Genomic DNA, 14,327 nt, shown 5'->3' with positions numbered 1-14,327 from the left:
CGCGGCAGACCGAAATCGCGGACTCCGGCCTCAACGGGAACGACGTTGGCGGTCTGCTGAGCATGGTTCGGTTACCGGCTGCCGCCGGCCGCGCGCGCCGAATCCGCCAGCGGCAAGTCGAAACGAAATTCGCTACCGACGCCGAGGGTACTTTCCACTTGCAAGCGGCTGCCGTGCAGCTGGGCGATCTTGCCGACCACGATCAACCCAAAACCGCCGCCGTCGGCCCTGGCCCGGCGGGCCAGCGGCGAGTCCCAATCGCACAAGGTTGGCAGATATTCCGGAGAGATACCGATGCCGGTATCGCCGACCGCCACCGCCACCCGGCCGCGCGCCGGCCAAGCGTCCAGCCGGACTCGGCCGCCTTTCGGCGTGTGGCGCAAGGCGTTGTCGATCAGATTGGTCAGCAGGCGCTCGATCAGGCCGATGTCGGCGGCGACGATAGGCAAATCCGGGCGCAGTTCGGCTTGCAAGGTCACGCCGCGCTGCTCGGCTTGCAAGCGGTATTTTTGGGCGACGTCCTGCAGCAATTCGGCCAAGTTGAAGGACTCGGGATTCAGACTGGCGTCATCGCATTCCAGTTTGGCCAGCTCGAACAACTCTTGCGCCAAGCGGCTGACTTTTTCGGTCTGACGCAACGCGGTATCCAGAAAATGTTGCTGCTCGTCGGACGGCAGGGTATCGGCCTTGCGCTGCATGGTCTCCAGAAAGCCGCGCAACGCGGCCAGCGGCGTGCGCAAATCGTGCGACACCGAGGCCACCAACTCGCGCCGCTCCTGGTCTTTCTGGCGCAGTTCGCCCAGTTGGCCGGCCAGTTGCGCGGCGCGGACGAAGGTATCGGCCAGCCGGCCCAGTTCGTCGCTCCGGCCGGTGAGCGAAGAGACGGCAAAATCGCCGTTGACCGCCCGTTCGCCGGCGCCGGCCAGCGCGCGCAGCGGCCGCGACAGATTACGGGCGATGATCACGCTGCCGAACAGCGTCGCCAACAGGCCGAGCAACAACACCCCGGCCGCCAGTAACAGCATATGGCGGTAGCCGGCGAAGGCGTCGGTGAATTTGATTTGCAGCAACGCGACGATGCCTTCCGCGCGGCCGGCCGCCGGCAAAGCCAGTACCCGGCCGAGATAACGGCCTTGACCGGTATCGACCGTGGCGGTCAGCGCCCGGTCGGTCGCGTCGTTCAGCAAAGCCAGGGCCGCCTCCGGGGCCGAACCGGCCAGCAGGCGGTTGCCGTTGGCATTCAGTTCGGCCAGACCGATATGCAGCGGCAACAGCGAGTTTTGCCGAAACCGGGCGATGCGCTGTTCGTCGACGGCCTGCGCCACCGCCACCCAGCCCATCGGCAACGGCGCCAGGACCGGCACCAGTGCCCATTCCTGCAAGCGGTCGTTCAGCAGGCCGAACCAGACCAGCGGGCGGTCGGCGTCCGCCTCCGCCAAGGTTTGCGCATACGGAAACGTTCGGCCTTGCCATAGTCCGGCGCTATCGGCGACGACGTTGAATTGCGGGTCGATAAACATGCCGCGCTGGGCGCGGACCCGCAACAGCAGATTTTCCAGCGCCGAGGCGATGGTGGCCGGGTCGCCGCCGGTCACGGTACTGCGAAAGCCAAAATCGGCGACCAGCAAGCCGGTTTCGCCGGCGACTCGTTCGGCGCGTTCGACCAGCAGTTGCCGGAAGGCTTGCTCGGCGTAGCGCAAGTCCTGGTCGAGCTGACGCAGCAGATTGTCGCGTACCGCGAGATAAATACAGACCACCGTCAGCGCCTGCACCGCGACGAACAGCGCGGCGAACAACAGGGCGATGCGGCTTTGGAAACTCAGCGTCATGCGCCGGGATCGTCCGCTCCGGCGAACTTGTAGCCGACGCCCCACACCGTCAGGATGCGCGCCGGTTTGGCCGGATCAGCTTCGATTTTGGCCCGCAAGCGGTTGATGTGGGAGTTGACAGTGTGTTCGTAGCCGTCGTGGTTGTAACCCCAAACCTGGTTCAGCAATTCCAGCCGGGTGAACATGCGGCCGGGATGGCGGGCGAAGAAGTGCAGCAAGTCGAATTCGCGCGCGGTCAGGGCTACCGGTTGACCGTCCAACGCCACCGCGCGGCTTTGCGCATCGATCCGCAAACCGCCGGCGATCAGAACAGCATCGGCCGGTTCGGCGGCCGGTTGGCTCAACGCCGCCACCCGCCGCAACAGCGCGCGGACTCTGGCGACGACTTCGGCCAGCGCGAACGGCTTGGCAATGTAATCGTCGGCACCCATTTCCAGACCGACCACGCGTTGGATGTCGCTGGATTTGGAACTGACGATGATGATAGGCGTATACACCGGCCCGGCTCGCACCCGCCGGCAAATTTCCAAGCCGTCGACGCCGGGCAGCATCACGTCCAGCAACAGCAAGTCGTAGCGATTGCCGGCGATCGCGGCCAGCGCGGCATCGCCGTCGCCGACGGCATCCACCCGATAACCTTCGTCGCGCAGATTGTCGGCCAACAGGCCGGCAATGTCGGGATCGTCTTCGACCAGCAGCAGGTGTTTGGTTTGAAGCATCGACGGCAGGATGTTTAAAAAACGCCGATTATCGGCCAATCCAGGCCGCGACGCCATTCACGAAAGACTCACCGCTCCGTGATAACTCCGTGAGATTTGGCCGTTTAAGGCCCGGCTTGCAATTTTTGCAATACATCGGCCACCCGTTGCGCGTCCAAGGCCGGATCGACATCGTCGTCGATGCGCCGGACGATCAGTTCCGGATCGAGTATGAATGTGCGCCGCTTAGCCATCGTCAGCACCGGCATTTTTACGCCGTAGGCGTCGGTGGTCAGCGCATCGACGTCGGCAAGCAGCGTGAAATTCAAGCGATGCTCGCGGTGAAACGCCTGTAAAGCGGCAACGCTATCGGTACTGATCCCAAATACCTCGGCATTTTGGCGGCGAATGACGTCGATGGCATCTCGGAACGCACAGGCCTGGGTGGTGCAGCCAGGCGTGCCGGCCTTGGGGTAGAAATACAATACGGTCCAGCCCTTACCGCGCCGCTCCGCCAAATCGAATGCGCCGCCGTCGTGGGTAGGCAAGCGAAACAGTGGCGCCGGACCGCCGAGAGTGGGCGGATCGGCCCAACTCGGCGACGCGAACGGCAGCCAAGTCAAAAACAAAGCCAAGCGTTTTAACATCGGCGAATATTTATTCATGGCGACCTCGCGTCAGAGTGTGAAAGGGCCGGAACGCGCAAGCGGCGCGGCTCGCGCCGGCCCAAGATCACGCAAACCAACACGATGGAAGCGGCGATCATTTGCGAGCGGCCCACCGCTTCGCCCAGGATCAGCGCCGCGCCGGCCAGCGTCAGGAACGGCTGCAACAATTGCAGTTGACCGATCCGGGCAATGCCGCCCATCGCCAAACCTTTATACCACGCGAAAAAGGCCAGATACATGCTGACGAGACTGACGTAAGCGAAACCGCCCAGACTTGTCCATCCGACCGCCGCCCAATGCGCCGGCGCGGCCAGCCAGACCGCCGGTAACAAACACGGCGCCGCCAACAGCAAAGCCCAACTGATGGTCTGCCAAGCGCCCAGCTCGCGCGACATCCGCGCCCCCTCGGCGTAGCCGAAACCAACCGAGGCCACCGCCCCGAGCAGCAGCCAATCGGCCCGGCTAAGCCCGCCCCCGCCTATCCACCAGCAAAAACCGACGATCGTCGCGCCGCCAATCAGGGTGGCCGTCCAATACAGGATGCCGGGACGCTCGCCGGCCAGCCAAGCCGCGCAGAGCGCGGTCGCCAACGGTGCCAGACCGACGATGACCGCGGCATGCGCGGCGGCGGCGGTATGCAAGGCCAACGTCGAGAGCAGCGGAAAACCGACAACCACGCCCGCCGCGACCAGGGCCAATCGTCCGCATTGGCGTAGGGAAGGCCGGGGCGCTTTCGCCCACCAAAGCACGACGGCCGCCAGCCCGGCGGCGACCACGGCTCGGCCCAGGCCGACGAAGACCGGGTCCAGGTCCGCGACAGCCAGCCTGGTGGCCGGCAAGGTTAAACTGAAACCCAGGATGCCGAGCATCCCGAAGCACGCGGCACGCCCGTCGGCACCGCGCGGTTGATTCGGTAGATTCATGATGGTTTCTCATAGGTTGGCGAAACGTCGAATCGTCGGCGAATCGGACCCGCAAGCCCTACCGACAATTGACGTGCTTATGCTAGCCGACTCAATCAAAACCGATACAGACCCAAAAGTGTTAAATTTAACCCGTACAGAATCCGCGAATGCTTGTCTGTATTCGTCACCGCCACCCACAACTGTAACGGTCGCCCAATGTCATTGCTATACCAGGAAATCGCCGAACGTCTCGCCAGCGCCATTGCCTTGGGGGTTTACCGACCCGGCGAACGCTTACCCAGCGTGCGGCAATTGGCCGAAACCCAACAGGTTAGCGCCGCGACGGCGGTGCAGGCCTTGCGTTACTTGGAAGACCTCGGCCGGATCGAAGCCAGACCGAGATCCGGTTATTATGTGCGTCCGGCCGCGCCGGCGACCAAATTGCCGGAACCGGCGGAGTCCGGACCGGTGCTGCAGCCGTCGCCGGTCAGCGGCCAAGAATTGGTGCTGCGTTTAGCCAAAGCCGCCGCCGAGCGCCGCACCGTACCCTTCGGCGCCGCAGTCCCGGCGCCGTCTTTTCTGCCGGTCCTTAGAATCGAACGCGCCCTAGCCGGTTGCGCCCGCCGCCATCGCAACCGGATCGCCGGCTACGAAATGGCGCAAGGCAATCCGGAACTACGCAGACAGATTGCCCGGCGCATGCTGGAAGCCGGCTGCGCGCTGGCGGCGGACGACATCGTCGTGACCAACGGCTGCCAAGAAGCCATCGCGCTGGCCTTGCGAGCCGTCACCCAAACCGGCGACATTGTCGCGATCGAGTCGCCAACCTTTTACGGTCAATTTCAAGTCATCGAAGCCCTGGGTTTGAAAGCTATCGAAATTCCCACCCACCCGCGCGACGGCATATCCCTGGAAGCGCTGCAACTGGCCTGCGAGCAATGGCCGGTGAAGGCCTGTTTGGTGGTACCCAACTACAGCAACCCGCTCGGCTTTTTAATGAGCGAATCGCGTAAGCGCGAACTGTTGGGTCTGGCCGAGCGGCATCGGTTCGCGCTGATAGAAGACGATGTCTACGGCGATTTGGGTCATGGCGCGAAGCGGCCGCCGGTCATCAAGGCCTGGGACGACGACGGCCGGGTGCTGCATTGTTCGTCGTTTTCCAAATCCTTGTCGCCCGGCCTGAGGATTGGTTGGATCGCGCCGGGACGCTATTTAAAGTCAGTCGAATACCTGAAATACACCGCCAATCTGGCAACACCGTCGTTGACGCAATTGGCGGTCGCCGAATTGCTGGCCGACAGCGGTTTCGAACGCGGCCTGCGCCAATCCCGGCGCCGCTATGCCGAGGCGGTCGCGAGAATGACCGCCGCCATCGTCCGATATTTTCCGGCCGCCACCAAACTGACTCAACCGGCCGGCGGTTTCGTGCTGTGGCTGGAATTGCCCGACGCGGTCGACGCATTACTGTTGGCGCGGCGGGCCTTGACCGAGGGCATCAGTATCGCTCCCGGTCCGGTCTTTTCGGCGACCGGTAAGTACCGCAACTTCATCCGAATTAACTGTGCCTGCGACTGGGATCGGAACATCGAACGCGCGGTCGAGAAATTGGGGCGTTTGGTCGCCGCCGCCTGAGCCTATCCAATCCCGCGATCGAAGCGGTCGAGCCCGGCCGACCTAAGCGGTTTCCAGTATTCGGCGACCTAGCCCAGGAGTTTGATTGCGCTCACAGTTTTGCCGGGACCGGCTCGGAAAAATCGTGATAGAGTTCCCAGCGTGATTCACCGACGGCGCAACGCATTGTCGATTGCAAACATTAAAAATTAAGGAGTATCCGCAACCGATGCTCAGAAAAACAGTATTGATCGTCGACGACGCGCCCGAAAACCTAACGGTCCTTAGCGAATTGCTGGCGCCGTTGTACCGGGTACTCGTCGCCAATTCCGGCCGAAAGGCTCTTTCCATCGCCGGCACCCGGCCTCGTCCCGATTTGGTGCTGCTGGATGTGATGATGCCGGACATGGACGGTTACCAAGTCTTCGAGCAACTACGCGGACAACCGCAAACCGCCGACATTCCGGTCATTTTCGTCACCGCGATGGATAGTGCCGAAGCCGAATTGCAAGGCCTGGACGCGGGCGCGGTCGATTACATCACCAAACCGATCACCGCGCCTATCTTGCTGGCCAGAGTACGCAACCAACTCGAACTGAAACAGTCCCGCGATTGGCTGCGCATCCGCAACAATCGGCTGGAGTCGGAGATCGCCAGACGCATGAGCGAAAACGAAGCCATTCAAGACGTCAGCATCCGCGCGCTGGCCCGATTGGCCGAAATCCGCGACACCGAGACCGGCAACCACATCCTGCGCACTCAATGTTATGTACGGACCCTGGCCGAAAAGCTGACGGCCAATCCCCGCTTCTCCGCGCTGTTGACCGACGACTACATCAAACTATTGGCCCAGTCCGCGCCGTTGCACGATATCGGTAAGGTCGGCATTCCCGACGCGATCTTACGCAAGCCCGGTCCGTTGGACGCTCAGGAATGGCGCATCATGAAAACCCACGCCAAACTGGGCAGCGACGCGATCGAATTGGCCGAACGCGAAGGCGCCGGTCCGGTGGCCTTTTTGAATCTGGCCAAGGAAATCGCGCATTGGCACCACGAAAAATGGGACGGCAGCGGCTATCCTGACGGCTTGAGCGGCGACGCCATTCCGTTGTCGGCGCGGATCATGGCCTTGGCCGACGTATTCGACGCGCTGATTTCCCGGCGGGTTTACAAGGAAGCGCTAGCCCTTACCGAGGTCCGGCGCATTATCGAAGAAGGCAAGGGCCGGCATTTCGACCCCGATCTGGTCGAGGCGTTTTTCGGCGATTTCGACGCGTTCCGCGCGATCGCCGACACCTACCGCGACGATGCCAACCCTTAAACCACTCTCCGCCGCCGCGCTTCTCGCTTGGCGGCATCAATCCGGGAGCCCGGCGTGCATCAGCCCCACGCCATCCGATTGATAGCGCTGTTAGTGCTGATCCCGGCACTCGTGGCGCCTTGGTGGCTCGCCTCAACCGCCGACTCCGACGATACCAGCTGGGCGCGCATCAGCCGCGACGGCACGCTACGGGTCGGTACGGCCTTGGAGGCACCCTACGTCTATCTCGACGACGCCGGCCGTCTGACCGGCCTGGAAGTGGAAACCGTCGAACACATCGCCGCGGAACTAGGCATTACCCGAATCGACTGGCAACAAACCGCCTTCGATTCGCTAATCCCCGATCTGCTGGCCGGCCGCTTCGACATGATCGCCGCGGGCTTGTTCGTGACGCCCCAACGGTCCGCGCTATTGGCATTTTCCGAACCCACTTTCCACGTCGGCCCAACCTTACTGGTTGGCATCGGCAATCCTCATCGTTTGAACAGCTATGCCGACCTCGCCGCTCAAGCCGAGCTGAAGGTCGCGGTCCTGCACGGTGCCGTCGAAACAGAACTGCTGCGTGCCTGCGGCGTCGCCGACCGGCAAATCATCGTGGTCCCGGACGCGTTGACCGGCCGAGTCGCGGTCGAAACCGGTCTGACCGCCGCGCTGGCCTTGTCGCAACCCAGTGTCAACCGGATGGTCGCCGATCAACGTCTGGGCAAATTGGAAATTGCCGCGCCGTTTCAAGCGCCGCGCCACAACGGCCTGGGTTACATCGGTTTTGGCGCCATGGCATTTCGGCCGGGCGACCACGAACTGCTGGCGCGTTGGAATCGGCAACTGGCCGGCTTCGTCGGCGGCGCAGCCCACCGCGAACTGCTGATAGCATTCGGTTTCGGCGCCGACGCCCTACCCGATTCGACCACCACCGCCGAAATACTTGGCCGGATGGCGCGATGAAACCGACCGAGATCCAGCGCGACTGGCCGGCCCTCGCGGACCGGCGCGCCGACCGGTTGGCCTGGCCCGGTCCGGTGCTGTTCGTGTTGGCCTTGTTTTCGATGGCCTTCGGCTGGATACAGACCGAACAACAAAACCTGCTGGATCGTGTAGGCAGTCAGCAAGCCTGGCTACGCAATGCCAGAGTCGACTTGGCCAAGGGCTATCTACACGTGTTTTTGTCGGCGACGCCGGAATCGCCGTTCGACCGCCGCGAAGGTTTGGCGCTATTGGACCAAGCCAGTCGGGCGCTGGCCGCCGCGTTGGCGGAAGCGCCGGCATCGCCTGCCGGCAAGCCCGCCGAGGCCGATCCGGCCGCCCAAAAGTTGACCGCCTACACCGAAACCATGCGCCAATTTCGAGAGACGCTGGCCGGTGTCGGCGACGGTATCGCCGGCAATCCCCGCTTGCAAACCGAGTTACGCATCCGTTTTTTCGAGCTGGAGCGTCAAGCCCAAGCGCTGGACAATCTGATCGCCGCCAACCTCGGTGAGAGGATGCGGACATTCGGCCGTTACTACGGTTGGCTATTGGGCACGATGGCTTGCGCCCTGCTCGGCATCGGCTGGGTCGCCTATCGCGCCAAACGCGGCCGGGACCGCGTCGAAGCCGGTCTGCGCCTGTGGGCGCGCGCCTTCGATCAAGCCGATTTCGGGCTGGCGATTGCCGATGCCACCGACGACAGCTTCCTGGCCGTCAACCCGAAATTCGCGGCCGAACGCGGTTACGCACCGGAGGATTTGATCGGCCAGCCCATCGCCAAGGTCTATCCGCCCGAAGTCTGGCCGCAAATCCAGCGTTTGCTTCCGCAACTGGATCGCAACGGTCACGGTATGTTCGAGACCGAGCACATCGACCGAAACGGCCGACGTTTCCCGGTCATGATCGACATCACCGTCACCAAGGACGCCGACGGCAAACCGCTCCGGCGCGTGGCTTACGCGCTGAACATCAGCGAGCGCAAGGCGGCGGAGCGCGCCTTGCGGCTTAGCGAAGCGCGCTTTCAAGACATTGCCAAGGCTTCCGCCGACTGGATCTGGGAAGTGGACGCGGACTGGCGTTTCCGCTACGTGTCCGACAGTATCCAAGACCAGCTGGACTATCGCGCCGACGAGATGCTGGGCGCCAGTTTCTTCGATCTGTTGGCCGGCGACGCCGCCGGCCCGCGCGAAACGCTCGCCGAAATCGCCGAACACGGTCTGCCGTTTCGAGACCTGGAATACACCATCCGCAACCGCCAAGACCAACACCGGCAAGTCCTGGCCAATGGCGTTCCGATTCGCGGGGACGACGGCTATCTACTGGGTTATCGCGGCCTGACCCGCGACATTACCGAAAAAAGGCAGGCCGAGCGGCATTTACTGGTCAACCAGGAACGCTTGCAATTGGCTCTGTTGGCCAGCGAAGACGGGCTTTGGGACTGGGACATCGTCGACGGCGGCGCCTACGTGACCCATCGCTATCGAGAAATGACCGGTTACCGGCCCGATTCGACAATGCCCTATTTCGATTTTTTCCTGCAAGGCGTGTTGGCCGAAGATCGGGAACGAGTTCAAACCGCGTTCAACGCCCACTTCGCCGGCGAAACTCAGGACGTGGATATCGACTATCGCTTGGCGAACTCGGCCGGCCCGACGCAATGGCTCCGAGTCAAGGGCCGAGTCGTCGAACGTACGATCGACGGCAAGCCCCTGCGGATGGTGGGCGTCATGTCCGACGTCAGTACCCAAAAGGATGCCGAAGCACTGCTGCTCCGCCAAACCGGCGAACTGGCGCGACGCAACGCCGAACTGGAACGCTTTAATCGGGCCATGGTCGGCCGGGAACTGGAAATGATCCGACTGAAGCAAGAAGTCAACGAGTTAAGCGCGCGATTGGGCGAAGCGCCGCTCTACCGCACCGACTTTATCCACTGCGGCGGTGCGGTTGGCGGCGCGAGCGGAGACGCTTAATGCCCGAGAATCGCTACCGCCGTTTACGCGCCTACGGGATTGCGGCATGGCTGACCGGTTTGGCGATCGCGGTGCGTTTATCGCTGGCCGCGGAGTTCGGCGACGCTCCGACCTTGATTCTATTCATGCTGCCGATCGCGCTCAGCGCCTTGCTCGGCGGCTTCGGCCCCGGCGTGCTGGCCACCGCTTCGGCCGGCCTGTTCACGGCGTATTACCTGATACCGCCGCTCGGCACCTTTGCATTCGGCACCCCTCACCAAGCCATGCAATGGACCTTGTTGATAGTCAACGGCGTTCTGGTCAGCGGCCTGAGCGAAAAACTGCAGCGCTCCCGCGCCGGAGAAACCGAACGCGCCCGTCAATTGAACGCCGCCGAGTCGCACTGGCACCTGGTGTTGGAACACGCCGCCTCGGGCATGGCCCTGGTCGCGCCGAACGGCCAATGGTTGTACGTGAATCGCCGCTTATGCGAAATCGTCGGCTATTCGGCGGACGAACTGACGCGCATGTCGTTTCAAGACATCACCCACCCCGACGATTTACGCGACGACATGGCGCAAATCGAACGCATGCTGGCCGGCGACATCGAGCGCTACAATCTGGAAAAACGCTATTTGCGCAAGGACGGCACCCCAGTCTGGGTCAACCTGACGGTCGGCTCGATCGCCGCCGCCGAACATCGCGCGGGCTGTTTCGTGAGCGTCGTGGAAGACATCACGGAACGCAAACGCATCGAGGCTGCGTTAAGGGACAGCGAAGCCTCGTTGCAAGAAGCCCAACACCTGGCCAAAGTCGGCAGCTGGCAATGGGACCCGCATACCGACCAAGCGGTCTGGTCGGCCGAAATGTATCGCATCTTCGGCCACCCGCCAGACCTAGCGCCGCTGAAATTCGCCGAAATCGCCGGCCGCTTCGAACCCGCCAGTTGGCGCCGGCTGGAAGCGGCGATCGCGCAAGCGTTGGCCTCGCATCAACCTTACCAATGCGAAGCCGAAATCGTCCGTCCCGACGGCGAACGCCGCTGGATCGTCTCCAGAGGCGTGCCGAAGTTGGACGCCGACGGCGGCTTGCTGGGCTTGAGCGGCAGCGTCGAGGACATTAGCGAACACAAACTCGCCCAGGCGGCGGTCAGCGCCAGCGAACAACGTTTCCGCAGCCTGTTCCGCAATGCGCCGCTACCGCTGTGTCTGGTCGGCGGCGACGGCACGCTGTTAGACGCCAATCTCCGCTTCGAAACCACGTTCGGCTATGCCCGCGCCGACATCCCTCACATCGATCTGTGGTGGACACTGGCCTTTCCCGACCCACACTACCGCATCTGGGCCATGAACACTTGGAGCGACGCCGTGTTGGGAGCCACCGTCGGCGGCGGCGACATCGAAGCGTTGGAATACCGCATCGGCTGCAAGGATGGCAGTCAACGCATCGCGGTGGTATCCGGCATTGTGATGGGCAGCGACTTATTGATGGCGTTTTTCGACGTCACCGAAAGAAAACAGGCGGAAGCGCGCCTGTTGGAAAACCAAGAGCAAGCATTACTCGAGCAGCAACAAGCCCGTCAGGCCGCGCTGAATCTGATGGAGGACGCGCTGGCCGCCCAACAGCGCGCCGAGGCCGCGGCGGCGGCCTTGCTGGCCAGCGAACAGCGTCTGCTGATGGCCCAGGAAGGCGCTCACGTCGGTATCTGGGAATTGGACATTACCAGCGGTCGCTGCTACTGGTCTCCGGAATGCGCCCGGCTTTACGGGATGCCGGGCCGAACCGAAGTCAGCTACCGGGAATGGCGCAATCTGATTCATCCGAACGATTTGGCGGAAATCGACCGGCAATGGGAGTCTCGAGTTTTAATCGGAGAACCGTTCGATGTCGAATTCCGCCTAAGGCTCGATAACGGCGAAATCCGCTGGCTGGCGAGCAAGGGCCAGGCCCGATTGGACGCCGCCGGCCAGCCGGCCCGCTTGGCCGGCATCAATCTGGACATTACCGAACGCAAACGCGCCGACGAACAACTGCACAAACTGGCGCAAACCGTCGAACAAAGCCCCGACGCGATTTTGATCACGGACCTTGACCGCAACATCGAATACGTCAATCAAGCCTTCGTCGAACGTAGCGGTTACGGCCGGAACGAGGTCATTGGCCGTACGCCCGGACTGCTAAAATCCGGCAAAACTCCGGCGACCACCTACCAAGCGCTCAACGCGGCCTTGGCGCGCGGCGAAACCTGGAAGGGCGAATTCGTCAATCGGCGCAAGGACGGCGGCGAATACGTCGAGTTCGCCATCGTGATTCCGGTGCGCGGTAGCGACGGCGGCGTCAGCCACTACGTATCGGTCCAGGAGGACATCACCGAGAAAAAACGCATCGGCGCCGAACTGGACCGCTATCGCCACCACCTCGAGGAACTGGTGGCCAGTCGCACCGCCGAATTGGCTGCGGCGCGCGCGCAAGCCGACGCCGCCAACCAGGCCAAAAGCGCTTTTCTGGCCAATATGAGCCACGAGATCCGCACGCCGATGAACGCGATCATCGGCCTGACCTATATCTTGCGGCAAAGTCTGCCCACGCCGGAACAACGCGAAAGGCTGGACAAGATCGACGCCGCCGCCCAACACTTGCTGGCCATCATTAACGATATTCTGGACCTGTCCAAAATCGAAGCCGGCCGGCTGGAACTGGAACAAACCGATTTCGCGCTGGAAGCGGTTCTGGACCACATTCGCTCGCTCACCGCCGACCAAGCCAAGCATAAAGGCCTGCGGGTGGAGGTCGAAAACGCCGGCGTACCGACCTGGTTGCGCGGCGACCCCACCCGCCTGCGCCAAGCCATGCTCAACTACACCGGTAACGCCATCAAATTTACCGAAACCGGCACGGTGCGACTGGTGGCGCGTTTATTGGAAGACCGACACGACGGATTGCTGGTCCGCTTCGAGGTCAGCGACACCGGCATCGGCATCGCCGCCGAGCAATTGCCGACCTTGTTCGAATACTTTGCCCAGGCCGATGCCTCCACCACCCGTAAATACGGCGGCACCGGTCTGGGCTTGGCCATCACCAAAAAGCTGGCGCAAATGATGGGCGGCGATGCCGGCGTCGAAAGCCGACTCGGCGCCGGCAGCCGGTTCTGGTTTACCGCCCGCTTGCAACGCGGTCACGGCGTGGCGGCGGGTCCGTTGCCGCCGCCGACGACCGACCACGAAAATCGGCTACGTCGCAACCATGCCGGCGCCCGATTGCTGCTGGCCGAGGATAACCCGATCAATCGCGAAGTCGCGTTGGAACTGTTGCACGGTGTCGGCCTGATCGTCGATACCGCCGAAAACGGCAAGCTGGCGGTCGAGAAAATTCTGAGCCGTCATTACGATTTGGTCCTGATGGACATGCAGATGCCGGAAATGGACGGCCTGGAAGCCGTTCGAGCGATTCGGGAACTGCCGGAGTTCGCGGCGTTGCCTATCCTGGCGATGACCGCCAACGCCTTCGACGAAGACCGCGCCGCCTGCCTGCAAGCCGGCATGAACGACTTTGTCGCCAAACCGGTCAACCCGACGGCACTGTATGCGACATTGCTGCACTGGTTGACACCGACGCCGGAACCGACATCGCCGCAGCCGATTGCCGAGTCCGCCGGTGCTGGCGACGACACGAGTCAGCTCCTGGAGCGCCTACGCGGAATTCGCGGCCTCGACGCGGAGCGGGGCTTGGCGATGCTGCGCGGCGATCCGGTCAAATATCTGCAGCTGCTGCGCCAATTCGCCGAGCATAACCGCGACGATCCGACCGACATCGCCCAACTGCTGACGCGCGGCGACTACAAATCGGCCAGGGCGCTGAGCCATACCCTGAAAGGCGTCGCGGCAACCTTGGGCGCGGTCGCGCTGGCCGAGCGGATAGCCCCGCTGGATCGCGCGCTTCGAGACCGGCTGAGCGCCGACCTCTGCCTGCCGCTGATCGAGGCCTGCGCGGCCGAATTGCAACCCTTGTTGCAAGACATCGGCGACATGCCGTTCGTCGCTTCGGTCGCCGCCGCCATCGACCCAACCGAAGCGCGGCGGCGCCTGAGCGAATTGGCGGATTTGCTCGCCGAAAACAACGCCTTGGCCAATCGCTCGGCGCGCGAGCTGGACGCGGCTTTACAAGCCGCGCTCGGCGAATCGCACGCCGATTTTCAACGAGCGGTAGCCGGTTACGATTACGACGCGGCCCTAGCCTTACTGAGCCGAATCGGCATCGAACCCGCCTCCGGCGGCGCCTAGCGGACCAGCCGGCACATCGCCGGCCGAACAGCGGCGGCGGCGGCCGACATCATCGCTTGGGTCAAAGCCGAAAAATACTGTTACATTACCGGCTTTTTTC

The 14,327-nt window shown here is 62.9% G+C and carries 9 protein-coding genes; 5 read left to right on the top strand and 4 right to left on the bottom strand.

All coding sequences use genetic code 11. The features are described 5' to 3' along the window. Positions 1-71 precede the first annotated feature (71 nt). From ACQE3D_RS06115 to ACQE3D_RS06100, 4 genes are all read right to left on the bottom strand, one after another. Positions 72-1,829 carry an ATP-binding protein gene (locus ACQE3D_RS06115; protein ID WP_313728709.1) on the bottom strand — a complete coding sequence of 586 codons (1,758 nt, stop codon included), beginning with the start codon at positions 1,827-1,829 and terminating at the stop codon, positions 72-74. Further along, on the bottom strand, positions 1,826-2,548 hold the full coding sequence (locus ACQE3D_RS06110) for a response regulator transcription factor (RefSeq protein WP_168032281.1): 723 nt from the start codon (positions 2,546-2,548) through the stop codon (positions 1,826-1,828). The genes ACQE3D_RS06115 and ACQE3D_RS06110 overlap by 4 nt, the downstream gene beginning before the upstream one ends. 104 nt (positions 2,549-2,652) lie before the next feature. Then, positions 2,653-3,192, bottom strand: a complete 540-nt coding sequence (locus ACQE3D_RS06105; RefSeq protein WP_313728710.1) for a peroxiredoxin — start codon at positions 3,190-3,192, stop codon at positions 2,653-2,655. Next, positions 3,189-4,118, bottom strand: coding sequence for a DMT family transporter (locus ACQE3D_RS06100; protein WP_313728711.1), 930 nt, complete (start codon positions 4,116-4,118; stop codon positions 3,189-3,191). Before ACQE3D_RS06100 ends, ACQE3D_RS06105 begins: the two co-directional genes overlap by 4 nt. A 198-nt stretch (positions 4,119-4,316) precedes the next feature. Between ACQE3D_RS06100 and ACQE3D_RS06095 the strand changes: the two genes are divergently transcribed. From ACQE3D_RS06095 to ACQE3D_RS06075, 5 genes are all read left to right on the top strand, one after another. Next, the gene (locus tag ACQE3D_RS06095) at positions 4,317-5,732 is read left to right on the top strand and encodes a PLP-dependent aminotransferase family protein (RefSeq protein ID WP_313728712.1); all 1,416 of its coding nucleotides are present in this window, start codon (positions 4,317-4,319) and stop codon (positions 5,730-5,732) included. Positions 5,733-5,940: 208 nt separating this feature from the next. Further along, a complete protein-coding gene (locus ACQE3D_RS06090; RefSeq protein WP_064027733.1) occupies positions 5,941-7,032 on the top strand; it encodes a response regulator in 1,092 nt (363 codons plus the stop codon). 54 nt (positions 7,033-7,086) lie between these two features. Beyond that, a complete protein-coding gene (locus tag ACQE3D_RS06085; protein ID WP_313728713.1) occupies positions 7,087-7,977 on the top strand; it encodes a transporter substrate-binding domain-containing protein in 891 nt (296 codons plus the stop codon). Further along, on the top strand, positions 7,974-9,968 hold the full coding sequence (locus tag ACQE3D_RS06080) for a PAS domain-containing protein (RefSeq protein WP_313728714.1): 1,995 nt from the start codon (positions 7,974-7,976) through the stop codon (positions 9,966-9,968). The genes ACQE3D_RS06085 and ACQE3D_RS06080 overlap by 4 nt, the downstream gene beginning before the upstream one ends. Continuing rightward, positions 9,968-14,227: a PAS domain S-box protein gene (locus ACQE3D_RS06075; RefSeq protein WP_313728715.1), complete on the top strand. Its 4,260-nt coding sequence runs from the start codon at positions 9,968-9,970 to the stop codon at positions 14,225-14,227. Before ACQE3D_RS06080 ends, ACQE3D_RS06075 begins: the two co-directional genes overlap by 1 nt. Positions 14,228-14,327: the final 100 nt, after the last annotated feature.

This window comes from Methylomonas sp. MS20 (genome assembly GCF_050275925.1).
Classification (GTDB): Bacteria; Pseudomonadota; Gammaproteobacteria; order Methylococcales; family Methylomonadaceae; genus Methylomonas; species Methylomonas koyamae_A.
The sequence above is the reverse complement of the archived record's forward strand: the minus strand, read 5'-3'. Positions and strand labels throughout refer to the sequence as shown.

What these genes read in the sequence shown, in the direction of transcription:
- ACQE3D_RS06115 (WP_313728709.1), bottom strand. Translation starts at nt 1,829, where the DNA reads ATGACGCTGAGTTTCCAAAGCCGCATCGCCCTGTTGTTCGCCGCGCTG.
- ACQE3D_RS06105 (WP_313728710.1), bottom strand. Translation starts at nt 3,192, where the DNA reads ATGAATAAATATTCGCCGATGTTAAAACGCTTGGCTTTGTTTTTGACT.
- ACQE3D_RS06090 (WP_064027733.1), top strand. Translation starts at nt 5,941, where the DNA reads ATGCTCAGAAAAACAGTATTGATCGTCGACGACGCGCCCGAAAACCTA.
- ACQE3D_RS06100 (WP_313728711.1), bottom strand. Translation starts at nt 4,118, where the DNA reads ATGAATCTACCGAATCAACCGCGCGGTGCCGACGGGCGTGCCGCGTGC.
- ACQE3D_RS06075 (WP_313728715.1), top strand. Translation starts at nt 9,968, where the DNA reads ATGCCCGAGAATCGCTACCGCCGTTTACGCGCCTACGGGATTGCGGCA.
- ACQE3D_RS06110 (WP_168032281.1), bottom strand. Translation starts at nt 2,548, where the DNA reads ATGCTTCAAACCAAACACCTGCTGCTGGTCGAAGACGATCCCGACATT.
- ACQE3D_RS06080 (WP_313728714.1), top strand. Translation starts at nt 7,974, where the DNA reads ATGAAACCGACCGAGATCCAGCGCGACTGGCCGGCCCTCGCGGACCGG.
- ACQE3D_RS06095 (WP_313728712.1), top strand. Translation starts at nt 4,317, where the DNA reads ATGTCATTGCTATACCAGGAAATCGCCGAACGTCTCGCCAGCGCCATT.